Source organism: Caballeronia pedi (genome assembly GCF_001544915.2).
Lineage (GTDB): Bacteria > Pseudomonadota > Gammaproteobacteria > Burkholderiales > Burkholderiaceae > Caballeronia > Caballeronia pedi.
The window spans coordinates 1-22,886 of record NZ_FCOE02000025.1 but is presented as its reverse complement, the minus strand read 5'-3'; the positions used below and the strand labels follow the sequence as shown (position 1 = coordinate 22,886).

The 22,886-nt window shown below is 61.1% G+C and carries 17 protein-coding genes; 8 read left to right on the top strand and 9 right to left on the bottom strand.

Annotation, left to right across the window (positions count from 1 at the left end; genetic code table 11):
- Positions 1-211: 211 nt before the first annotated feature.
- On the top strand, positions 212-1,315 hold the full coding sequence (locus AWB80_RS28560) for a peroxiredoxin family protein (protein ID WP_061178041.1): 1,104 nt from the start codon (positions 212-214) through the stop codon (positions 1,313-1,315).
- A gap of 64 nt (positions 1,316-1,379) precedes the next feature.
- A complete protein-coding gene (locus AWB80_RS28555) occupies positions 1,380-2,216 on the top strand; it encodes a hypothetical protein (protein ID WP_061178040.1) in 837 nt (278 codons plus the stop codon).
- Between the two features lie 613 nt (positions 2,217-2,829).
- On the opposite strand, the gene AWB80_RS28545 is transcribed toward AWB80_RS28555, so the two are convergent.
- The 5 genes from AWB80_RS28545 to AWB80_RS28525 form a co-directional block, all read right to left on the bottom strand.
- The gene (locus AWB80_RS28545) at positions 2,830-4,191 is read right to left on the bottom strand and encodes an MFS transporter (RefSeq protein WP_208635697.1); all 1,362 of its coding nucleotides are present in this window, start codon (positions 4,189-4,191) and stop codon (positions 2,830-2,832) included.
- A 142-nt stretch (positions 4,192-4,333) separates the two neighbouring features.
- Complete coding sequence (locus AWB80_RS28540; protein WP_087131661.1) at positions 4,334-4,690, bottom strand: RidA family protein; 357 nt, start codon at positions 4,688-4,690, stop codon at positions 4,334-4,336.
- 18 nt (positions 4,691-4,708) lie between these two features.
- Positions 4,709-6,040, bottom strand: coding sequence for an NAD(P)/FAD-dependent oxidoreductase (locus tag AWB80_RS28535; protein WP_244206769.1), 1,332 nt, complete (start codon positions 6,038-6,040; stop codon positions 4,709-4,711).
- 91 nt (positions 6,041-6,131) lie between these two features.
- Positions 6,132-7,094 carry a LysR family transcriptional regulator gene (locus AWB80_RS28530; protein WP_061178036.1) on the bottom strand — a complete coding sequence of 321 codons (963 nt, stop codon included), beginning with the start codon at positions 7,092-7,094 and terminating at the stop codon, positions 6,132-6,134.
- A 427-nt stretch (positions 7,095-7,521) separates the two neighbouring features.
- Positions 7,522-8,559, bottom strand: coding sequence for a LacI family DNA-binding transcriptional regulator (locus tag AWB80_RS28525; protein ID WP_061178119.1), 1,038 nt, complete (start codon positions 8,557-8,559; stop codon positions 7,522-7,524).
- Positions 8,560-8,757: 198 nt separating this feature from the next.
- Between AWB80_RS28525 and AWB80_RS28520 the strand changes: the two genes are divergently transcribed.
- The 5 genes from AWB80_RS28520 (at position 8,758) to AWB80_RS28500 (ending at position 15,101) form a co-directional block, all read left to right on the top strand.
- Positions 8,758-9,909 (top strand): ABC transporter ATP-binding protein, encoded by a 1,152-nt coding sequence (locus AWB80_RS28520; protein ID WP_061178035.1) that lies wholly within the window; start codon positions 8,758-8,760, stop codon positions 9,907-9,909.
- A gap of 10 nt (positions 9,910-9,919) precedes the next feature.
- Entirely contained in the window at positions 9,920-11,896 is a 1,977-nt protein-coding gene (locus AWB80_RS28515; RefSeq protein ID WP_061178034.1) for a beta-galactosidase, read from the top strand.
- 76 nt (positions 11,897-11,972) lie between these two features.
- A complete protein-coding gene (locus AWB80_RS28510; protein WP_208635700.1) occupies positions 11,973-13,211 on the top strand; it encodes an ABC transporter substrate-binding protein in 1,239 nt (412 codons plus the stop codon).
- Between the two features lie 132 nt (positions 13,212-13,343).
- The gene (locus AWB80_RS28505; protein WP_425266896.1) at positions 13,344-14,240 is read left to right on the top strand and encodes a carbohydrate ABC transporter permease; all 897 of its coding nucleotides are present in this window, start codon (positions 13,344-13,346) and stop codon (positions 14,238-14,240) included.
- A 9-nt stretch (positions 14,241-14,249) separates the two neighbouring features.
- Complete coding sequence (locus tag AWB80_RS28500) at positions 14,250-15,101, top strand: carbohydrate ABC transporter permease (RefSeq protein WP_061178032.1); 852 nt, start codon at positions 14,250-14,252, stop codon at positions 15,099-15,101.
- Positions 15,102-15,244: 143 nt separating this feature from the next.
- On the opposite strand, the gene lhpI is transcribed toward AWB80_RS28500, so the two are convergent.
- The 3 genes from lhpI to AWB80_RS28485 form a co-directional block, all read right to left on the bottom strand.
- Positions 15,245-16,183, bottom strand: a complete 939-nt coding sequence (lhpI, locus tag AWB80_RS28495) for a bifunctional Delta(1)-pyrroline-2-carboxylate/Delta(1)-piperideine-2-carboxylate reductase (protein ID WP_061178031.1) — start codon at positions 16,181-16,183, stop codon at positions 15,245-15,247.
- A 24-nt stretch (positions 16,184-16,207) separates the two neighbouring features.
- Positions 16,208-17,656, bottom strand: coding sequence for a short-chain fatty acid transporter (locus AWB80_RS28490; RefSeq protein WP_061178030.1), 1,449 nt, complete (start codon positions 17,654-17,656; stop codon positions 16,208-16,210).
- A gap of 64 nt (positions 17,657-17,720) precedes the next feature.
- Positions 17,721-21,119 (bottom strand): molybdopterin-dependent oxidoreductase, encoded by a 3,399-nt coding sequence (locus tag AWB80_RS28485; protein WP_061178029.1) that lies wholly within the window; start codon positions 21,117-21,119, stop codon positions 17,721-17,723.
- 114 nt (positions 21,120-21,233) lie between these two features.
- Here AWB80_RS28485 and AWB80_RS28480 point away from each other — a divergent pair, with 114 nt between their 5' ends.
- Positions 21,234-22,145, top strand: a complete 912-nt coding sequence (locus AWB80_RS28480) for a LysR family transcriptional regulator (RefSeq protein ID WP_061178028.1) — start codon at positions 21,234-21,236, stop codon at positions 22,143-22,145.
- A gap of 262 nt (positions 22,146-22,407) precedes the next feature.
- On the opposite strand, the gene AWB80_RS44100 is transcribed toward AWB80_RS28480, so the two are convergent.
- Positions 22,408-22,713: a hypothetical protein gene (locus AWB80_RS44100; protein ID WP_160147479.1), complete on the bottom strand. Its 306-nt coding sequence runs from the start codon at positions 22,711-22,713 to the stop codon at positions 22,408-22,410.
- Positions 22,714-22,886 lie beyond the last annotated feature (173 nt).

Sequence of the window (22,886 nt, the reverse complement as noted above, 5' to 3'; positions counted from 1 at the left end):
CCTACTTTCATCTGTTGCCTGGCACATCGGCAAGGAGATCACCTATGCGCTGGACGGCGGCTAAACGGTCGAAAAGTTAGATGGTTTTGAGCTAGACCTAAACAGCCAGCGCAAAGGCTTGACAGACATAGCTTCCTGGGACTATTACCATCTCATTTGCGCCTGTTCCTCTGGCCGAAGCTACCGGTCGGAAGCCACGCATGAGTTTTCCATGACGACACTCTTGGTCTTCGCTTTAGCCTTGCCCTGGTTACTGATTGTCTTTGGCTGCTGGCTCGGCTATCAGCTGGTGCGTCAACACGGGCGCATCTTGTTGAGCTTAGCGCGGCTCGAGCAAGGGTTTGCGGGCGGACCGGCTGAGCCGCTCGTCCCTGCATCGACTGCTCTAAGCGGCCTCCCATTGGGCTCGATGGCTCCCGACTTCGAATTGCCTGACCTTTCGGGGGCTCTTCGCCGGCTCTCAGAGTTTCGAGGACGTCCTGTCTTGCTGATCTTCTTCAATCCCGCCTGCAGATTCTGCACGAGCATGGTGCCGGAACTGGCGGCCTTCGCATCTGAGGGCCAAAATGGCAAGCCGGCGCTGTTGGTGATAAGCACGGGTGAATCCGAGGCAAACCGCCAACTCTTCCAAACGCACGGCATCGGCTTCCCGGTGCTGCTGGAGAAGGATATGGAAGTGGCTGCGCAATACCAGGCCCACGGCACGCCGGTGGGCTACCTCCTCGACGAGACGGGAGTCCTCGCCAGCGAGTTGGCCATGGGCGCGGCGGCCTTAATGGCGTTAGCCACGTCCCCAACGCCTCAAGCCGCGCCGGAATCGGGCCACGAAGGACCGTCCAAGCCGGCCGCTCGGGGAAACATACCCTTGGACAAAAGCCGTCTCAACCGCAGCGGGCTTAAAGCCGGAACGCCTGCGCCGAATTTCCGTTTGCCAAGCCTGGATGGAAATGAACTGGCCCTTGAGAATTTCCGCGGCCAGCGAGTGTTGCTTGTCTTTACCGACCCCGGCTGTGGCCCCTGCGAGCTCCTGGCCCCGCACCTGGAACGCGTGAATCGTGAGCGGAAAGACCTGCTGGTCCTCATGGTCAGCCGGCAGGACGCAGAAATCAATCGGCAGAAGGTGGCCAAGCTGGGGTTGACGTTCCTGGTGGTGCTGCAGAGGAACTGGGAGGTCTCACTTCTCTATGCCACGTTCGCTACGCCGGTGGGCTACCTTATCGATGAGCGTGGGATACTGGGATCGGACGTGGCAGAGGGCTCTGATGCCATTCTGGCCTTAGCGGCCAGCCCGAGCGTCTCTTCAACTCTACCCTGAAGGTCCTTTGTCATTGCGCGAGTAGCCTCCAGAACTCAATGCCCACAGATGTCAGGAAGCCGCCATGAAAACCCGCCCGGCCGACCCACACGCAGTGGAAAATCAATTCGATGAATGGACCAAAGCCGTCGCGCGCAGACCGAGCCGACGCAAAACTCTGCAACTGGTAAGCGGTGGCCTATTGGGAGCGCTCCTGACCTCGATCGGGTGGAAAAAAAGTTGGGCCGCGAGCAGCACCACTTCCACGGCTCCCACCGCCTCGACCCCTGGTGGGGTCGAAGCCGATATCGCGGCCGCCTCGGCGCAGACGGGACTCTCGATCTGCCGCAACCAGGAGTACGCGCTATGCACCGGTGTCCAGTGCTTCGTCTACAACAACGTCGCCTATTGCCGATGCAATTTGCTGTTTGGCAACAGCATCAGCCGCAAATTGTCATACCCCGGCGGGGACGTTTGCACCTTCAACGGTAAGGGCTCCAGCAACGGTTATGTGGTGAGCACCTTCAGCGTGCCCCCCTCGAGCGTCGGGCAATCTGGAGACCAAGCGCTCTACTTCTGCCCCCCAACGTCAAACTCCGGCGCCTTTGCCTCTTGCGACGGCGGCGTCTGCTTCGCGAGCACGCGAGGCCAATCGTTCCCAGGCCTCGGCCGACTCGGACAAGACCAGATCGTGTGCTCCTGCCCGATCGTGAGCGGAACTTCAGGAACCGCGGCCAAAGTGGGTCACCAGATCTTTGGTCCCTACCCGTGCCAAGCCTCCTTCTTCCAGAACTGCACTAGCGCTGTCGCCACTGGAGCCAACGGAACGATGCTCTACGAAGGCGCAACGACCGGCTCGTACGAAATTGGCGCCCTAGTGCTGAACGGCGGGCTTGCGCACTTCAACATGTGCTTTCCCTAAGCGTTCCTACACGTTTGTAAGATCGTTCACGTCGCGTGTATGCGGCCAGTCGATCGACATGCTGCAGTGAGGTGCTTCAATCCACGATGCACCCGCTTTCCGAAGCCGTGCGCGGGCGTGGGGTCCGTCCGCGCGTGCTGCTCACGACGCGCTCGGGCGAAGGACACGGCCTCGGCATTCAGATAGCCTAAGCGAAAGTCACGCTCTGCGACTGCGAATGCGTGCAACTGGGCCTGCACACGCCGCTGCACGATATCGTCGATGCGGTGACGGCGCATAACGTCGAAATCGTCGCGCTTTCTTTCACGGCGGAGCTATCAGCGCAGTCCGCCGCGAGTGGCCTGATCGATCTGCGCAACCATCTGCCGCCGCACGCATGCATCTGGGTCGGCGAAAAGGCATCTGGACAGCCAATTGCTCAACGCATGACTCCGCACGGGTATGGACAACGCGTGCGGCACCCACGAGCGCACCATCGGCGCCACGAGTAATGCGGCCGGAATCATCCGACTGTAGCGCGATCCTGCGACGTCGATCGATTCCTTTTTCCACATCGGTCGGGCGCCGACATCAGACGACAGGTGACGTGACACACCTCGGCGAATCACGCGAGTTATTGCTTTTCCGCGCGAGCCTTCAGTGCGATATGTCCGTGGTTGTCCACGGGCTCCGGTTCAGACGTCATGCCCACGTTGCGCGTCTCTGGAGCGAACAACTGGCAGACGATCCCCCCAATGATCAGCGTTCCCACGCAGAAGAACAGCGACTCTCGAATGCCAAACTGCTGAACCGAAATGGGCAGAAGGAACGTTGCCGCTGCCGATCCCAGCCGACTGCATGCAATGACGACACCCACACCCGATGCGCGCAATTCGGTAGGAAAAAGTTCCGGTGTGTAGACATACTCCAGGTTGGCAGCGCCGGAAAGCACGCAGGCGAAAAACCCGAAGAGAAGCACGGTTACGATCGTGCTTTGGCTATATGAGGCCAGCGCGAATAAAATCGCGGCGCACAGATAAAACGATCCCGTCAAGAAGACGCGACGCGGAATCCGGTCGATGATCGTAAGGCCGATCAACGATCCCACGATAAGCAAGACGTTATAAACCACCGCTCCCAGGTAATTGTTATGGACGTTGAGCGATTCCAGAACCTTGGGGGTGAATGTCCCCAACGCAAAATACGGGATTACCTGGCAGGTGAAGAAGACGCATCCGACAAACGTGTTCCGTCGCAGACGAGCAGAGAACAAGGTGCTGAAACGTGCGGGCTTGCTGGCGACATGGCTGCCCGGTGCAACGCCGGCCGCCACGTTTTCGCCGAACTTCTTCAGGATGATGCTCGCCGCTTCCGCCGCGCGAGACTTCTTGATCAGCCAGAGTGGAGACTCCGGTATCCCGAGCCGGAACGGGAAGATCAGAAGCGCCGGCACGCCGCTCAGCGCGAGCATCAATCGCCACGAGTCGGGCGCCACGTCTTTCAGCAAGAGTCCGACGATATACGCGCTTACGTATCCAGACGCCCAGGCGATGGAAAGCGTGCTGAGAAGTCTTCCACGATAGCGGCGGGGCACGTACTCGACGATCAGTGCTTTGCCGACGACGTAATCGGCACCGAGAATAACACCTAGCAAAATCCGGAATATGAAAAGTTCTGTCGGCGAGGTCGCGAAATACTGCGCGCCGGATACGACGGCAAACAGCACCATGTCGTAGCCGAATATCCATCGACGGCCGAATCGGTCAGCCAGCGGACCGGCTAGCAGGCTGCCTAAAAAGAGGCCGATCAGAGAGGCGGCACCCAGCAGGCCCACCCAGAATGCGCTGAGGTGCAGAGGTACGGCGGCAATGCTCACCGCGATTCCGACAATACCGAGGACGAAACCGTCACTGAATACGCCGCCGGTTCCTGCAAATGCTACGCGAAGATGGAATCTGCGCAGAGGCAAATCTTCCATGAGTACTGGTTTATTCACGCTGTCTCCTTTGTGCTCATACTTTAAGCCTCGAAATTGGCAAGCCTGTCCGTACAGGCGCGTCGAGGCCGAATAGCAAAATTGATTAGGTCGTTGGCTGATTCGCGATCGGAACGATGCAGATGGAAATGGCCTCTGCTCCTTAGGCTGAGGTTGCCGCCGTCACCACGATTTCGATCAGCTTCTTCGGTGAAGCCAAAGTCGCGCCCACGGTCGCTCGCGGAGGTGCTTGACCCGCGCTCACCCAGTCATCCCAAACCGCGTTCATCGCCTGGAACTGCGACATATCCGAGAGGAAGATCTGGCAAAAGAGAATCCGGGACCGGTCGGAGTTGTGTTCCTTGAGCAATTCATCAACGGATTCCAGTACCTGACGGGTTTGTCCCGTCATATCCTGTTCCACGTCGCTTGCAACCTGGCCTGCGAGATACAGTATGTTGCCATGCCGTGTCACTTGTGACATCCGCTTGCTTACGCGGCTACGCTCGATAATAGACACTGCTTCCTCCGCCAAAATTTAACGTTCCGGGCCCGCTACCGCGGCCTGATATCTGATTGCCGATGTAACCGCGACCTTCCGGATTGGATCGGGCGGCAGCCACGTTGGCCCTTCGAAGCCGAGGACGTCGGTCAGAGCGTCGGAATCGACACCCATCACCATCTCACCCAGCAATTTTCCGAACACGCTGCCTTTCAAAACACCGGCCCCGTTGCAACCGACCGACGCAAAAAGGCCAGGACGAAGTTCGCCGAAGAAAGACGCTCCGTTGCGAGTCAACGCGGTCGTGCCGCCCCACATGAACTCGAACTCGTGCGAGTTCATCTGTGGATACCGACGCTTGTAGCAATCGGTCAATAGCTCGCGCGTTTTTTCCGGTGCTTGTTCCCGCTCGTAGGAATAGGCGCTTCTCACCATCAGCCTGCCGTCTTGAATGCGGCGCAAGGTGGTACCGAGCCTGTTTGCCGGAATGACGCCCCATTCCTTCGAATCACCCAGCTTGGCGAGTTCAGTGTCGGATAGCCGGGGGGTGACGGCCGCATAGGTGAAGATCGTGAAAAGACGATCACGAAGAACGCCGAGTTGCTTGGCGAAGCCGTTGTTGGCAATGATGACGCGATCGGACGTGTACTCGCCGTTCACCGTCCTGACGACGAAAGGTGTCGACTCTTCGAGGGCGAAGACAGGCTCGCCTTCCAGGACGGTCACGTTCGCCGGCAGCGAATCAGCCAGACCTCGAATGAGGGCTGCGGGTTGAACGAATACGTTATTGAGAGAATGAAACCCATATCGATAATACGGTGTACCAAGTTTATCGTTCAAGCCTTCACGATCGAACTCGGTGAACGCTATACCCCATTCCTTGTATTGATCGAGAACTGCGCGCAAGCTAGCAACCCCTTTGTCGCCCGCGGCCGCATGGTACTTGCCCGCCGGATTCCATCCGCATTCGATGTGATGTTCACGCACCAACCGTTCGAGCCATTTTTTTCCGTCGTCGTACATACGGATCTGCTTGCGCGCCACTTCCAGCGGACTCGTATGTCCGCCCATTTTCGTGTTGTGAGGAAGATCGATGACGAACCCCGAATTCCTTCCCGCCGATCCCTCGCCGATCGTCGATGCCTCGATCACCAGGATATCGTCGTTCGGCCGTAACTCGGCGATGCGCCGGGCCGCTGCGAGACCGGTATAACCGCCCCCGATGATGATGGTTGCGTAGCGCGATCGGGCGCGCCGTGGTTGCTGGATCCGATCAGGCAGCATTGCGTTCCAGCCGGAGCGCTGCTGGTAGACCGGTGATACGCCAGCCGCTCTTGGGTCCAAAGACGATTGTTGGATATTCATCATTGAGTCACTTTCCAGTATGGACAGGATGAAACGGCGCGCTAGCGCTATCAGGCCCCGTCTCCTTCAAAATCTAATGCGCTTTTCCGACAGATCAACTCAACTGGAGTTTCAGGCCCACGTCCGGAAGCAAATTCTTTATCTCCGGGAATACCGCGCTCTCCAGAACTCGCCGACTGGCCTGATAGAAGTACTCGGCGGTTTCCTCGTATTCTCCGGCGCGCGACACCTGATAAATGGTTCGAGTCAGCGGGGGGCCGATGATCGGAAGCACGCAGACGTCCTTCAGATAACTGCGACTCTGCAAAAGAACCAAGGGCGTCGTGATTGCCCATCCGAGGTCGGCTGCAACCATCGACAGGACGACATCCGATGCGTCGATCTCCAGATGGCGTTTTGCCGAGATGCCACAACGCCTCAGATAGCGTTCCGTCAACGCGCCATAGTGCGAACTCGTGCTGAAGCGTACTAATGGCAGTTGGCGCGCGATATCGGCAATCACGCCTTCTCGAATTTTCTCCTTTCGCCCGGCGGGCAAAACAACCAAAAACGGTTCGCTGAACAAGGGACGTCGAACCAGCCGATCCATATCTTCCAATGCGTCGGAAGTCACGATGAGGTCCAACTGCCGCTGCAAAAGAGCCTGTGAGTGACGGTATGCGAGGCCCGCCCATAAGACGACCTGATGGCCCTGGCGAATCGCCTCTTTCACTACCGCCGGTCCGACCGTGGCCGCATACGAGTCGATCATGCCGACTCTGATTTCGGGGCGATTCGCCGCATCGGCTTCTCGGGCATTCGCGAGCAGCCGATTCATTTCCTCCACGACCGAATGCGCGTCTCTCCTCAATGCGATCCCGGCGGAAGTAAGTCGAATCGGACGACGACTGCGGTCCAGCACTTTCGTCCCCAGAATCTCTTCGATCTGAGCAATCGTCTGGGAGACGGCCGACTGCGTGACGCCAAGCCTCGACGCCGCGGCGGATAGGCTTCCTTCAGCCGCGACAGCCTCGAAGACCTGGAGCGCCCGAATCTCTAATCGAGATAATTCTGCCATTGCGACCTCTGATATAAGGCATGTTAATTTGCACCCGATAATTTGCCAAATTTTCTAACGTATATTAGAAAATCTAATATTATGGTTAAAAATTGCTGTACCTCTGGTAGTAAAAATTCCCGAGTTCTCGTGCCGCTGTATTGATGAGAGTGTCGCCAAATGCCTTCAGCGTCGTGAGTTGCAGCGCGGTTTTGTGATTTGCGGAGCTAGGCTTGAGAGCTTCGCGACAAGACTTCAGGAAACTCAAGCCGGGGACGGGAAAGCATATTGTTTGCGGGTCCGATCAGGGACAGGTTTGTTCTGGTTTTGCTTTCCGACTGGCCCGCGTCGGGTCTTGACCTTAGTGAATGGCGAATAGCCGAGAAGCTTGCCTGGCGTTGCAGCGCGCAGGCACAGTGTTACGGCGTGCGGTGAACCGCGAGTCGAGCTAGCGCCGCAGGCAACATGCTGTCGAGCCGCGCACGACCAAGTGCGGCTCCGACGCTGCGAGCAGACGCCATCGCCGATTACTACGATCGGCTGCGCGCTGAGGCTCCTCGATCATCTCGCGTAGCAACGCAACGGCCAAGCCCGCAGCCTCGACTGTGGGCACGGCGACCGTGGTAAGGGGGGGCCGCCATTGCTGCGCCAGAAGGATGTCCGTGATGCCCACGATTGAAAGATCGTGCGGTACGGAGCGACCCATATCGGCTGCCGCGTCGATAGCGCCGAGCGCAGGGAGATCGTTGGTCGCGAAGATGGCCGTGATGCCGGCGTCGCGCGCGAGCAATTCGAACGTGGCCGCATACCCGCCTTGCACGGTGTCCGGTGCGTGGATCGTGTTCGTGGTCACGATGTCCAGTCCCGCTTCGCGCATGGCGTCGGCAAAGCCGTCGTAACGAGAGGCGTGAATGCCCATCGACTTACTGCCGACGATTGCGCCGATGCGCGTGTGCCCCAGTTCGATCAGATGCTGTCCGGCGAGCTTGCCCGCCAGTCGGAAATCGACCGCGACGCATGGCAGTCCCGGCGGATCGTCGGGACGTTCCCACATGCACAACACCACAGGCGTGCCATTGGCCTGCGTCGTATGCAGATCGTCGAAGTCGAGATTTGCGTTCATCACCAATACGCCTTCCGATAGCGTCCCCGCAATCTGCTGAAGGATCGCACGGCCCGCCAGCGGATCTTCATTGGTGTTGCAGATGATGACGAAATGCCCGCTCTCACGCGCGGCGCGTTCGACTGCTAGTGCGAACTCCGGATAGAAAGGATTCGCAATGCTGGACACCATGAGCGCGAGAGTCGGCGCGCGTCCCTCGGCCAGTGCCCGTGCCGTGAGGTGAGGGCGGTAATCGAGCGCGGCAACCGCTTCGAGCACGCGCTGGCGCGTCTCTTCGCCGACCCGGCCGCGATTGCGCAATACGTTCGAGACCGTGGCGGCCGTGACGCCGGCACGCCGGGCGACTTCGTTGAGTGTGGGCATCGCGCTTCGCCAGAAAATCACTATGTGGGAGGTGCTCTCATTATTTGCTTCGTCTTCAAAGGCACGGCACCATGCGTCAAACCATCAAAACGATTCACGGAGACAATCATGCAAATGCTGCTTGCGACGGTACTCTTCTCTCGTTTGATTAAGCGCTTAATCTCCGTGTTCGGCTAATTAAATCACGGAGCTCAGGCGATGGCGAGCATTTCCTTGAAAGGCGTGCAGAAGGCCTACGGCAGTAACGCGCCGGTGATTCGCAATGTCGATCTCGAGATCGGCAAGAGCGAATTCTGCGTATTTCTCGGTCCTTCGGGATGCGGCAAGTCCACCTTGCTACGGATGATCGCCGGTCTCGAAGATCTCACCGATGGCGACCTGCTGATCGATTCACGCGTGGTCAACGACGTGCCGGCCGCCGAGCGCGGCGTGGCGATGGTCTTTCAAAGCTACGCGCTGTTTCCTCATATGACGGTCTACGAGAACATGGCCTTCGGGCTCAAGATCGCCAAGAAGTCGAAAGGGGAAATCGATCAGCGCGTACGTGAAGCCGCGCGCATTCTGCAACTCGATGCGCTGCTCGAACGCAAACCGCGCGAACTGTCGGGCGGTCAGCGTCAGCGCGTGGCGATCGGCCGCGCGATCGTGCGCGAGCCGGGCGTATTCCTGTTCGATGAACCTCTCTCCAATCTCGACGCCACGCTGCGCGGCCAGACGCGTATCGAGATTGCAAGGCTGCACAAGCAGTTCGCAAGCGCCAGCGTCGTCTACGTGACGCACGATCAGACCGAGGCGATGACGCTCGCAGACAAGATCGTGCTGCTGCACGCCGGCGCGGATACCGAACGTCTCGGCAGCATCGCCCAGGTGGGTGCGCCGCTCGAGTTGTATCACCGTCCCGCGAGCCGCTTCGTTGCGGGTTTCATCGGCTCGCCGCGCATGAATTTTCTGGCGGCGAAAGTGAGCGCGATCGATTCTCATGGCGTGAGCGTGACGCTCGATCACACCGGCGAAGCGGTGCCCATTGCCGTCGATGGTAGCGCTCTGCAGGAGCAGCAGCCCGTCACGCTCGGCGTGCGTCCCGAGCATCTCGAACTCGGTGCGGGCGATCGTTCGAAAGGCGAGGCGACACTCGCGCGCACGGTCTCGCTGACCGAACATCTCGGCGAACACAGCTACGTGCATCTCGACGAACCCGGTGGCGATGTGCTCATCGCCAAAGTGCCCGGCAACGCGAAGGTCGAACGAGGACAGCGCGCCAGCTTCGTCGTGCGCCCGCACACCTGCCATCTCTTCACGGCCGATGGCTTCGCCGTCACGCCACTCAGCGCCTTCGCACACACTGCATAAGGGAAGATACATGCGCCTCGGAGTTTGCTATTACCCGGAACACTGGCCGGAATCGATGTGGGAGGACGACGCGCGCCGCATGAAGGCGCTCGGTATCGCACAGGTGCGGATCGCGGAATTCGCGTGGAGCCGGATCGAGCCAACGCCTGGCGAATATGACTGGGACTGGCTCGATCGCGCCGTCGATGTGCTCGCACAGGCAGGACTCGAAGTCGTGATGTGCACGCCGACCGCGACGCCGCCGAAGTGGCTGATCGACCGCCATCCGGACATTCTGCCGGTCGGCGCCGATGGGCGTCCGCGCGCATTCGGTTCGCGCCGTCACTACGATTTCTCGTCGCCGTCGTATTTCGAGGCATCACGTGTGATTTGCAAGGCGGTCGCGCAGCGGTACGGCAACCATCCCGCCGTCGCGTATTGGCAGACGGACAACGAGTACGGCTGCCATAACACGGTCGTGAGTTATTCGGCCGCTGCCGTACAACGTTTTCGTCAATGGCTGAAGGCGCGCTACGAGACGATCGACGCGCTGAACCGCGCGTGGGGCACCGTGTTCTGGAGCATGGAATATCGCAGCTTCGACGAGATCGACGCAGCCATTGCAACGGTGACGGAAGCGCATCCCTCGCATCGGCTGGACTACCGGCGCTTCGCCTCCGATGAAGTCGCGCGCTACAACCGCATGCAGGTCGAGATCATTCGCGCGCATTCGCCGGGACGCCCGATCGCGCATAACTTCATGCAGCTTTTTACCGAGTTCGATCACTATCCTGTCGCGCGCGATCTCGATATCGCGACATGGGACAGTTATCCGCTCGGCGCGCTCGAAGAACAATGGTTTGCGCCCGAAGTGAAGCAGAAGTATCTGCGCACAGGGCATCCGGACTTCGCGTCCTTCAATCACGATGTCTATCGCGGCATGTCGAAGCTGCCGTTCTGGGTGATGGAGCAGCAGCCGGGTCCGGTGAACTGGGCGCACTGGAATCCGTCGCCGCTCCCGGGCATGGTGCGGCTGTGGTCGTGGGAAGCCTTTGCGCACGGCGCGGGCTGCGTCTCCTACTTCAGATGGCGGCAGGCGCCGTTCGCGCAGGAGCAGATGCACGCGGGCCTCAATACGCCGGACAATCGGCTCGACATGGGCGGTAGCGAAGCAGCGACGGTTGCGCACGAAATCGCGCAGGTCGAAGCCGCGCATGCCGATGCGAATGACGATGTACGCGGCAAGGTCGCGCTGGTGTGGGACTACGAAGCGAAGTGGCTGTTCGAAATTCATCCGCAGGGCGCAGACTTTTTCTATCCGCGCTTTGCGTTCGAGTATTACTCGGCGTTGCGTTCGCTCGGCTTCGATGTGGATATCGTGTCCGCGCATGCGCCGCTCGATGGCTATGCGATGGTCGTCGTGCCTCCGCTGCCGATCGTGCCCGACGATTTCGCGGCGCGGCTCACGGCATCGGGCGCGCATGTCGTGCTGGCGCCACGGACCGGATCGAAGACCGACAGCCTGCAGATTCCGCATAACTTGCCGCCGGGACCGCTCGCGGCCGTGTTGCCCGTTCGCGTATGGCGCGTCGAATCGATGCGGCCCAACGTGACGGAGCCGGTGCAAGTCAACGGCGATGCGGCGGGCAATGGCCATGCACGGCACTGGCGCGATCTGATCGAACTCGCCGATGCGCAACACGCCACGATTCACGCGCGTTTCGCGGACGGTCATCCCGCTTACGTTCAAAGCGGCAAGATGCATTACTTCACCAGCATCTTCGATGAAAGTCTCACACGGACGCTGTTTGCTCGTATCGCCAGCGAAGCAGGATTGTCGCCGACCCCGCTGGGCAACGATGTTCGCGTGAGCCATCGCGGCGGCATCGCCTACGTATTCAATTATTCGAACGCGACGCACACGATCGATGGTGTCACCGATGCTCGTTTCGTCATCGGCACACGAGAAGTCGCGCCGCAAGGCGTGGCCGCTTATCGCATGACTTGAAGAAGCACAGCAGCAACGATCCACATACGAAAACGATCAGGAGACGAGAATGCCAGCAAGAAGCCTAAAAGCACGCATGAGCATCGCCGCCACGACGCTCGCCCTAACGCTGGGCGTGACGTCGTTCGCGACGACCGCCGCTCAGGCTGCGACCATGACCATCAATATCGCGTTCAAGGGCGCGAGCCAGCGCGCGGTGTGGCAGGAAGTCGTCGATGCGTTCAAAAAAGCGCATCCCGATGTCGATGTGAAAGTCTCGTTCGTCGATGAAGAAGCCTACAAGGTGCAATTGCCGGGCTGGCTGTCGACCGTTGCGCCCGATGTGGTGAACTGGCACAACGGCGAGCGCATGGCGTATTACGCGAAGCGCGGCCTGTTCGAAGACCTGAGCGGTGACTGGAAGAAGAACGGCTGGGACAGCATGTATGCATCGACCAAGGAATCGTCGACATACAACGGAAAGCAGTACGCCGCGCCGACCGTGTACTACTCGTGGGGCCTTTTTTATCGGAAGGATCTGTTCCAGAAAGTCGGCATCACGGAGGAGCCGAAAACCTGGGACCAGTTGATGGATGCGTGCAAGAAGCTGAAAGCCGCGGGAATCACACCGTTCGCCGTCGGCGGGCGCGATGCGTGGACACTGGCCGGCTGGTTCGACTATCTCGACCTGCGCTTGAACGGCAATGCGTTCCATCAGCAATTGATGGCAGGCAACGTGCCCTACACCGATCCGCGCGTGAAGAAGGTTTATACGGCGTGGAAACAGTTGCTCGACGATCACGATTTCATCGACAACTCGCTCTCCTATGACCTCGATGCCGCGCAGCCGTTCCTGTTCCAGGGCAAGGCCGCGATGATGCTGATGGGCACTTTCATCACTGGCGGCTTTCCGGCGAACGTGAAGCCGAACATGGGCTATTTTCAGTTCCCGATCATCGACTCCAAGGTGCCGACCGCAGAAGACGGCCCGGTCGAATCGCTGCATATTCCGGCACGCGCCAAGAACAAGGCCGACGCCCATGCGTTTCTCGCTTTCGTCGAGACGCCCGAGATGGGCGCGAAGCTCGCGCAGGGTTTGGGCTCGTTGTCCGCGAACAGCAAATCGCCGGAACCGGAAGATCCCATTTCGAAAATCGGTTTCCAGATTCTGTCCAATACCAAGGGCGGTATCGCGCAGTTCTACGATCGCGACATGACCAAGGAGATGGCCGACGAAGGGATGAAGGGCATGCAGCAGTTCGTGTCCGATCCCTCGCAGCTCGACAGCATCCTCGCGCAGCTCGAACAGACACGCAAACGCATCTACAAGAAGTAGAGACGTGGGAAATGAGCGCGCGACATGCATGTGTCGCGTGCCATCGCAACGCTCAGGAGACACGTCGTGCCGCATTCCGTCACACGTCAGGACTTAAGCGATTCGCCGCACAAGCCGCATGTGCCGCCGCATATGCCTCATACGCCGCGCGCGTCCACTAAACGACGCGGACCGTCACCGACTGCACGAAGACAGCGCAAGGCAGCGTTCTTGTTTCTTGCGCCGGCTTGCGTCATGGTCGGCATCTACGTCATCTGGCCGATTCTGTCGTCGATCTGGCTCAGCTTCCATGCTTGGGACGGCATGACGGAGAAGACCTTCGTCGGGTTCGACAACTACATCGAACTGTTCCATGCGCCGACCTTCTATACCGCGCTGAAGAACAACCTCATCTGGCTCGTGCTGTTTCTGCTCGCACCGCCGATGGGGTTGGCCGTTGCGTTGTATCTGAATCAGGCTGTCGCGGGCATTCGCATCGTGAAGTCGCTGTTTTTTGCGCCGTTCGTGCTGTCTGGCGTCGTCGTCGGGCTGATCTTCTCGTGGTTCTACGATCCGACCTTCGGCCTGCTCGCCGTGATACTTGGTCATGGAGTGCCCGTGCTCGGCGATGCGCACTACGCGACCTTCGGCATCGTGTTCGCGGCGCTGTGGCCGCAAACCGCGTACTGCATGATTCTGTATCTCACGGGTCTCACCGCGCTCAACAGCGAACAACTCGAAGCCGCTCGCATGGAAGGCGCGAAGGGCTGGACGATGCTCTGGCATGTGGTGCTGCCGCAATTGCGTCCGGTGACCTTCATGGCGATCGTCGTGACCGTGATCGGTGCGCTGCGCAGCTTCGACCTGATTTCCGTCATGACCGGCGGCGGTCCGTTCGAAAGCTCGACGGTGCTCGCTTACTACATGTACGACCAGGCGATCAAGTATTACCGCATCGGCTATTCGGCCGCGATCGCCGTGGTGCTGTTCGCGATCATGCTGGTGTACATCGTCTATCACCTGCGCCGCATGCTGCGCAACGAACTCTAAGGGGCCCGCATGTATCCGATTCCCGTACAGAAGTGGAAGCCCGTCAGCCGGCGCCTGTACAAACTGTCGCTGCCCGTCGCGCTGCTGATCTGGCTCTTGCCGATGATCGCGGTGCTGGTCACGTCCGTGCGTTCGAGCGAAGAGTTGAGCCTCGGCAATTACTGGGGCTGGCCGCAGCATATCGCGCTCGTGGCCAACTATCGCGAGGCGCTGACCGCGTCGCCGATGTTGCATTACTTCATGAATAGCGTGCTGATCACGGTGCCGGCCGTGCTGGGCGCGATCGCGCTCGCCGCGATGGCGGGCTTCGCGCTGGCGATCTATCGCTTTCCGGGCAACACGGGTTTGTTTGCGACCTTCGTGGCGGGCAATTTCGTGCCGATTCAGATCCTGATGATTCCGGTGCGAGACCTGTCACTGAGTCTGGGCTTGTTCAACACGGTCGGCGCGCTGATTCTGTTTCACCTGTCGTTTCAGACCGGCTTTTGCACGCTGTTCCTGCGCAACTTCATCAAGCAGCTGCCGTTCGAACTGATCGAGGCGGCGCGCATCGAGGGCGCGGGCGAGTGGACGGTGTTCGTGCGAATCGTGCTGCCGCTGATTCGTCCGGCGCTGGCCGCTTTGACGATTCTGGTCTTCACCTTCGTCTGGAACGACTATTTCTGGGCCCTTTGTCTGACGCAAGGCGACGATGCGGCGCCGATCACCGTCGGCGTCGCCGCGTTGAAGGGGCAGTGGACGACGGCGTGGAATCTCGTTTCCGCGGGTTCCATTCTCGCCGCGCTGCCTTCGGTTGCGATGTTCTTCGCGATGCAAAAGCATTTCGTCGCGGGTCTGACGTTTGGTGCGACCAAGGGCTAGTGTATGGGCGTATTTGCCGTTTGGACAACGCCGAGAGCCGTCATTCCAATGGCAGGTTTGCTACGGGAAGCTCTTGCTCGATAGGAGTAGCCAAAGCTCGCGGATGTGCGCGCAATATCCATCGACTCGAGCGTCAGGGTTCGCTAAGCGCGCCCGCACCGCTCATAGACGAGCGCCGCTGCCGCCAGGTCTTCGAGCGCCGTTCCTACTGCCTTGAAGACCGTGCGTTCCGTGTCGTTGGCGCGGCCCGACGCTTGCTGGCGGCACAGCGTTTCCAGCGTCGGCCAACGCTGCGGATCGGCGATGATCTTGCGCTGCAGCGGACCCAGCAGGTCGCCGGACTTCTGGAACGCCTCCGACGTATCGACGAACATCGTGGCGTTCATGAAGCACGCGTCGTCGGCTTCGCGCATCGCGGGCGTGAAGCTGCCGATCAAGTCGAGATGCGAGCCCGGCGCGAGCCATTCGCCGCGCACGACCGGTTCGGTGGCGAGCGTCGCGCAGGTCACGACATCGGCGCGCGCCACGCTTTCCGGCAGATTGCCGGCGACGCGCGCATGGAAGCCGAGTTCGTTCAGACGCGCGACGAGACGTTCCGATGCCGCGGGAACCGCGTCCCATACGTCGACTTCGCGAATCGGCAGCACGGCGCGATACGCCTGTGGCACGAGACTGCCCACGCGGCCCGCGCCGAGCAGCGTCATGCGCGAGGCGTCCTTGCGCGCGAGATAGCTCGCCGCGAGCGCAGACGCCGCCGCCGTGCGGCGCGATGTGATCTCGTTGCCGTCGAGCTGCGCGAGCGGCGCGCCGGTGCGGGCGTCGTAGAGCACATAGGTCGAATGCAGGCCCGGCAGGCTGAGCGCCACGTTGCCGGGAAACACGTTGACGGTCTTGATGCCGAGATAACGCCCCGCCTGCCACGCGGGCATGATGAGCACGGTGCCTTGGTCGCTGTCCGTCTCGATCTTGTGGTTGTGACGAAGCGGCACGTGAGCCCCCTCGATGAACATCTCGCGTAAGGCGTCGATCAGTTCGGGGAAGGGCAGTGCGTCACGCGTGACGGTCGAATCCAGAATCTTCATTGGAAGATTTTCCTTGTGGTGTTTTCAGGGCATGACAGGTGCGTGGTAGGTCAGCGTCGGCGCGAGCGTCCACAGCATGAACACCACGAGGGGGATATGCACGATGAGCTGCGTGAACGTGAAGCCGACCACATCTTTCGCGCGCAGTCCAAGCACGCCGAGCAACGGCAGCATCCAGAAGGGATTGATCAGGTTGGGCAGCGCTTCGGCCGCGTTGTAGATCTGCACGGCCCAGCCGAGATGCACCTGCAGGGACTTGGCCGCTTCGATCACGTAAGGCGCTTCGATGATCCACTTGCCGCCGCCCGACGGCACGAAGAAGCCGAGGATCGCGGAGTACACGCCCATCACTGCGGGAAACGAGCCCTGCGATGAGATCGCGACGAAGAAGTGCGCGAGATGGTCCGACAAGGGCAGGCCGCCGGGCGCCGCCGCTTTGGTGAGGATGAAAGCGATGCCGCCGTAGAGCGGAAACTGGATCAGGACGCCCGCCGTCGACGGCACGGATTTCGCAACCGCATTCAGGAAGCGGCGCGGGCGCCAGTTCAGCAGCATGCCGAGCAGGATGAAGACGAAGTTGTACGTGTTGAGGTTCGAGATCGCGAGCAGCGGGTTCTTCGTCGTGAACTCATGCCCGATCCACACGCTGCCGAGCAGCACGAGCAGGATCGTCACGAGCGGGCTGTATTCGAGCCACTCGCCGGGACGTGTGGGTTTCGCCAGGTTCATGTCGACGTCGTCGAGCGACACGCCGAGGTCCTGCGCCGTGCGTGCACGATCGCCGACCGGTGCGGACAGGCCCGCGATGGCGACGGACACGACCGTAAGCGCGGCGACGATCAGCATCGATTGCGGCAGGAAGATCGTTTCCGAAAACGGAATCACACCGGTGATCGCGAGCAGCGCTTTCGGCAGGCTGTCGGCGTTGGCCTGCAACTGCGCAGCCGACGAGCTCAGGCCCAGCGCCCACGTCGCGCCCATGCCGAGATAGGCCGCGGCTCCCGCAGCGCGATAGTCCATCCGCAGATCAGTGCGGCGGGCCAGCGCGCGCACCAGCAGGCCGCTGAAAACGAGGCTGATCGCCCAGTTGAACAGCGACAGGCCGATGCTCACGAATGCGACGAACATCACCGCGCTGCGTGCGCTCTTCGGCAGGCGCGCGAGCCACGCAATCGCCTTCGACGCGGGCGGCGATACGGCGACGACGTAGCCCGAGATCGCCACGATGGCCATCTGCATCGTGAAGGGAATGAGGCTCCAGAAGCCGTCGCCGAATGCGATGCTCACGCGCTGCACCGGCGCGCCGATCGCCAGCGCACCCAACGCCACGACGATGACTGCGATCGCCGCGAAGATGTACGCATCGGGAAACCACCGTTCGGCCCAGCGCGTTACGCGCGCAGCCATGCGCTCCATTGTGTTGCCGGCGTCCGATGCCGGCGGTAGCGGCTTTGCGTGTGTGACCTGTTCCATGCTGATGTCTCCTGTCAAGCGCGCTTGCGAGTGTGTGGATAGGGGAGTGGTGAGTCGTGAGTCGTTATGCTTCGACGACGAGATCCGACAGCGGAATCGCCTGGCACGCGAAGCACATGTCGGGTTCTTCGGGTGCATTGCCCGAGAGATGATCGGTGGTGCCTTTTGCGAGGCGCACCGCACAGCTTTCGCACTGGCCGACGCGGCAACCACTCGGCAGCGATACGCCGATGCTTTCGGCGAACGCGAGCAGGCTGCCCTGCACCGGCGTCCAGCGCGCCGTTTTCCCGGAGCGCGCGAAGGTCACCGAGAAGGCCTGTGATGCATCGGCGCGCGGCTGCGAAGGCGAGCGGAACGCTTCCTTGAAGATGTCGAACGCAGGTACGCCTCGCGCGACGAGTCCGTCGATGATCGACGTCATCATCGGCTCGGGGCCGCACAGGTAGAAGCGCGCGCGGCGCCGGATCAGATCGTCGCCGATCACTGACGCGTCGAGATAACCGGCGCGGTCGTAGTCGACGCCGAACACATCGAGTTCCGCGCGCGGATGCGCGTAGCAGTCCAACACGCGCAATGTGGGCCATTCTTGATGCAACGTCTGAATGCGCTGCTTGTACGCATGCGCTGCGCCGTGACGGTTCGCATAGAAGAGCCATGCTTCGGGACGCTGCTTCGCCGCGGTATCGCGCGCGAGCGATTCCAGATACGAAATGAACGGCGTGATGCCAATGCCGCCCGCGAACATCACCACGGGCTGGCGTGAGCGCATCGGCAGCACGAAGGTGCCGCCTGGCGCGCGCAAGGCCACTTCGTCGCCCACGGCGAGTTCGCGATGAATATGACTCGACATCGCGCCTTCCGGCTGATGGCGCACGGAGATCGTGTGGGTGCGGCGGCCGCGTTCCTTCGCATGGCCGACCAGCGAATACGCGCGCGTGGCGCCGCGTTCGCCGAGCGTCGCGACATGCACCGTCACATGTTGTCCTGGCAGGTAGTCGGGCAGCGGGCCATTGTCTTTCGCGGCGAAGGTGACCGTGCGTACACCCTCGGCTTCGTCGACGAGATTCGTCACGACGAAATCGCGCCAGCCTTTCCACGCGCGCCGCTCGCGTTCGAACGACGGATCGGGCTGCAGATCGCAGGCGAGCGCGCGCATCGGCATGGAGCCGGAGAGCGGATCGTATTGCGTCCCCGACACCAGATTGCTGAAGTTGCTGTTGAGCTTGCCGCGCGCGTCGAAACCTTGCATGCCGAGTTCGTCGCATGCCTGCCACCAGCCGTATTCGGCGATGAGCACGTCGTCGGCGAGCGCCTCTTCTATTCGCGCGACGAAACGCGCCGAGCCGCGCGCGGTGCGCAGGATCACCCAGTCGCCGTTCTCGATGCCTTTCTTCGCCGCGAGCGCCGCACTCATTTCGACCAGCGGATACGGCGCGCGCTTGCGCAGTCGCGTGACGCCGCGATGCTGGCTGTGACAGTAATAACCGTTCTTCGTCGAAGTGAGCACGTAGGGGTAGGCCGGATCGCGCGCTTCCGGTTCGATCCCCGCAGGCGGTACGAACACCGGCACCGGCGTATAGCCATGCCGCAAGAGCTTTTCCGAATACAGCTCGACGCGCAGCGTCTCCGTGCGAAAGCCGCGCGGACCGTCGTGCACCGGTAGCGCGTATTGCCTCTCGCGTTGTTCGAGCGGGCGCGAAATGCCTTCGGGATGCGCGCGCAATGTCGCCACATCGAGGCCGAGCGGCGCGAGCATATGATTCCAACCCGACTCGATGCTGCCGCCGAAGAACGCGTCGTGCATGTCCAGACGCGTCGCGAGCGCGTACACGATGTCATAATCGGCGCGGCTTTCGCCACGTGGGCTCACCATGCGCTGACGCAACTGCACGAGTTCCACCGCGCGCTCATCGATCTCGAAGCCGATGCGCAAGCCCTCGCGTTCCCACGGCGTATTGATCGGCAGAAAGATGTCCGCATAACGTGACGACGGCGTTTCGTATAAATCGCAATGCACATGAAATTCGAGCTGGCTCAGTGCGGCGTGCGCGGATTCGGCATCGGGCTGGGAGACCAACGGATTGGTGCCAAATGCGAATAACGCACGCACCTTGTACGGTTCGCCTTCGAGCATCGCGCGATACATATCGCGCGCGGTGATCCAGCCTTGCGCGGGCGGCCCGAGCGGACGTTCATCGAGGCCGAGCGCCTTCGCACGTTGTTGCGGCGCGCAGAGTGCGTACGTGCTCACGGCATTGGCCGGCTGCTTGACGTACTCGCGATTCGAGCCGCGCGTGTCGAAGGCGCCTGTGAGCGCATAGAGCGTGGCGATGGCGCGCTCGGTCTGCGTCGCATTGGTATGCTGGCCGACGCCCGACCACGCGTGATACGCGATACGCGCACCCGGCGCAAGCAGGGCGGCCGCGCGTTCGAGCGCATCGGGCTCGACGCCGGTAATGGCTTCGACGCGCTCGGGCGTGAAGTCATCGAGCGCGCGCCGGTAGCACGCGAACGCCGGTTCGCATTCCACTGCCCCGACGGTGTACACGCCTTCGAGCGCCAGGTCGTCGGGCGTCGTGTGGGTCTCCGCGCCGAGGGCTTCCGCACGGCCGCGCGTCGCGTTCCATACGGCGTAGCGATTCGCCGGTGCCTGCGGATCAATATCGCGCTCGCGCAGAAAGCGCCCGTTGTCGCGCCGCACCAGCAGAGGCGCATTGGTCCAGGTGCGCACGAACGTATCGTCATAGCTGCGCGTTTCGATGATGCGTCGCGCGATGCCCATCGCGAGCGCTGCATCGGTGCCGGGACGCACGCGCAGCCAGACGTCGGCTTCGCGCGCGAGGGCTGTCGGACGTGGATCGGCGACGATCAGTCTTGCGCCGTTGCGGCGGCCGGCTGCAATGGCATCGGCCTGCGCGAGCCACGTGTTGGCGGGGTTCGTGCCCCACAGGAGAATGACTTCGGCGTGGCGGTAGTCGGCAACCGGAATGCCGCAGCCAAACGTGAACGCGTGGGCCACGTCCTTGTGCCAGTTGCAGATTTCCGTCGCGTAGCAGATGTTGGGGCTGCCGTAGGACCAGATGAAGCGTTCGATCCAGTCGATGCTGTCGCTCATCGGCGTGCCGCTCGGCGTCGTCACGCCAAATGCGACCGATTCGGCGCCGTGCTCGCGGCGCAGGGTATCGAGCTTCGCGGCGATTTCGTCGAGCGCCTCGTCCCAGCCGATGCGCACCCAGCCCGGATCGTCGGCGCCCTTCGGCGCAGTGCGGCGCATGGGATGGAGCACGCGGTGCGGGCTGTGCACGAGTTCCGGCGCGGACTTGCCTTTCAGGCACATTGCGTGGCCCGTGGGGTGTTCGCGGTCGGGACGCACTTCCGTCAACTGGTCGCCGCGCACGATGTTGATCGTCCCGCAACGCGAACGGCAAAGTGTGCAGTAGCCCTTTTTTTCCTGTACTTCCATCTCCGTCTCCGGGTTTCATACGGCTATGCTACGAAACCGGAAACGATGCCAAATTCATATTTTTGATCCGGCAATATAGAGTTTTTAGATACCGTTCATTTTGGGCGGTTTCATATGCCGCGGCAGATCACCCTGCGTCAGATCGAGTACTTTTTATCCGTCGCCGATACCGGGCAGATTTTGCGTTCGTCGAATCTGTGCAACGTTTCGCAGTCGTCGATGACCATCGCGCTGCAAAACCTCGAGGACGCAGTGGGCGTGCCGCTTCTGTCCCGGCATGCCAAAGGCGTGCGGCTCACCGATGCGGGTGTGCGCTTCATGCGGCACGTGCAGCAAGCGCGACAGTCGGTGCAGGAGGCGGTGCTCGCGGCGCAGGAAGTGCCGGAGCAGATCTCGGGGCGGGTACGTATCGGCATGACGGAGACGATATCCGCCTATCTATTGCCGTCGTTGATGTCGACCGTCACGCGCCGCTTCCGCAATCTGCAGGTGGAGGTCATCGAGCGTGAGCGCGAGACCATCGAACGCAAGTTGCTCGACGGCGAACTGGACATGGCGCTGCTGCTCGTCTCCAACACCGCGCTGCACGACGACCTGAAGTGCGAAACCATGATCCGCTCCCCGCGCCGGCTGTGGACGCCGCCCGATCATCCGTTACTCGAAACGCAGCGCGTGACGCTCGAGGACGTCGCGCAGGAAAACTATCTTCTGCTCGACATGGACGAGCACGTGCAGACGGTCGCGCGTTACTGGGGGAAGTACGGTGTCGCACCGCGCGTGCGCATGCAGAGTACGTCGATCGAGGCGGTGCGCAGTCTCGTCGCGTTGGGCGAGGGCGTGACCATACTTTCTGATCTTGTCTATCGGCCGTGGTCGCTGGAAGGCAATCGCATCAGCCGCAGGGACCTGAGCGTGGCGGTGCCGACAATGGACGTGGGCGCGGTGTGGCACCGGAAGGTGACCTTGGGCCGCCAGGTGAGGACGCTACTGGATCTGTTCAGGTCGTGGAAGCACAGCACATTGTGATCGGCCGCTCCATCCGGGAACCGGACGAGTGCATTTGAGCGTCTATGAAGTGCCCGGACTCGCACGCTATCGTGCTCGTTGCTCCGGTGCCTGAAGACGATCAGAAAAAAGCGCAAGAAGGCGGTCGAGCCGTTCGCGCTGCCGGGGGATGAGCCCGCTCGTCGCTTTAACGTCCAAAACACGCCCGCGCCAATATGTTCTGGCGAACAAGGAATCCGCCCCTTCGCCGGCGAGGACCCGCTCGAAGTGAGCGATTTCGCTGTCAACATTTCTCGGCGTGTAAGGGCTTGCTCGCCCCGCTCTCGAAGACAGATTGTTTTTCATTTCTCTCAGGTTTTTCAGGTGTCGTCACCGAGGCAACGACAGCTCTCGTCGGAATTTTTAGCCGATAGGCTCGTCTCGCATGATAGAGCACATTGAAAGGTTGATGTAATAAATCTTTGGCACGCGAGAATTTTTGGCGCACCGGCGTGGGAGAGCGGTTTTTTTCTAGCAGGGGTTCGCTGTGGCATGCCAGTGCAGCGCCGAACCCGGCAATCACCCAGCGTCGTTTTGGTCGGAAACGCATTTGAGCGCGTCAGGGCCGCTCCGGCCGCGCGAGATAGCCGCGTGGCGCGGAGCGCGTTTCATTTAATGCGGTAGCTTGCCGGTTCAGAACGTATAGCCGACCGACAGGAAGGTCACGATCGGATTCAGCTTGAGCTTGGATTCACTCTTGACCTGCCCGACCGCGGAGTTCGT

What these genes read in the sequence shown, in the direction of transcription:
- AWB80_RS28560 (WP_061178041.1), top strand. Translation starts at nt 212, where the DNA reads ATGACGACACTCTTGGTCTTCGCTTTAGCCTTGCCCTGGTTACTGATT.
- AWB80_RS28485 (WP_061178029.1), bottom strand. Translation starts at nt 21,119, where the DNA reads ATGGAAGTACAGGAAAAAAAGGGCTACTGCACACTTTGCCGTTCGCGT.
- AWB80_RS28530 (WP_061178036.1), bottom strand. Translation starts at nt 7,094, where the DNA reads ATGGCAGAATTATCTCGATTAGAGATTCGGGCGCTCCAGGTCTTCGAG.
- AWB80_RS44100 (WP_160147479.1), bottom strand. Translation starts at nt 22,713, where the DNA reads ATGCGTTTCCGACCAAAACGACGCTGGGTGATTGCCGGGTTCGGCGCT.
- AWB80_RS28555 (WP_061178040.1), top strand. Translation starts at nt 1,380, where the DNA reads ATGAAAACCCGCCCGGCCGACCCACACGCAGTGGAAAATCAATTCGAT.
- AWB80_RS28515 (WP_061178034.1), top strand. Translation starts at nt 9,920, where the DNA reads ATGCGCCTCGGAGTTTGCTATTACCCGGAACACTGGCCGGAATCGATG.
- lhpI (WP_061178031.1), bottom strand. Translation starts at nt 16,183, where the DNA reads ATGAAGATTCTGGATTCGACCGTCACGCGTGACGCACTGCCCTTCCCC.
- AWB80_RS28505 (WP_425266896.1), top strand. Translation starts at nt 13,344, where the DNA reads ATGCCTCATACGCCGCGCGCGTCCACTAAACGACGCGGACCGTCACCG.
- AWB80_RS28500 (WP_061178032.1), top strand. Translation starts at nt 14,250, where the DNA reads ATGTATCCGATTCCCGTACAGAAGTGGAAGCCCGTCAGCCGGCGCCTG.
- AWB80_RS28525 (WP_061178119.1), bottom strand. Translation starts at nt 8,559, where the DNA reads ATGCCCACACTCAACGAAGTCGCCCGGCGTGCCGGCGTCACGGCCGCC.
- AWB80_RS28510 (WP_208635700.1), top strand. Translation starts at nt 11,973, where the DNA reads ATGAGCATCGCCGCCACGACGCTCGCCCTAACGCTGGGCGTGACGTCG.
- AWB80_RS28480 (WP_061178028.1), top strand. Translation starts at nt 21,234, where the DNA reads ATGCCGCGGCAGATCACCCTGCGTCAGATCGAGTACTTTTTATCCGTC.
- AWB80_RS28535 (WP_244206769.1), bottom strand. Translation starts at nt 6,040, where the DNA reads ATGATGAATATCCAACAATCGTCTTTGGACCCAAGAGCGGCTGGCGTA.
- AWB80_RS28490 (WP_061178030.1), bottom strand. Translation starts at nt 17,656, where the DNA reads ATGGAACAGGTCACACACGCAAAGCCGCTACCGCCGGCATCGGACGCC.
- AWB80_RS28520 (WP_061178035.1), top strand. Translation starts at nt 8,758, where the DNA reads ATGGCGAGCATTTCCTTGAAAGGCGTGCAGAAGGCCTACGGCAGTAAC.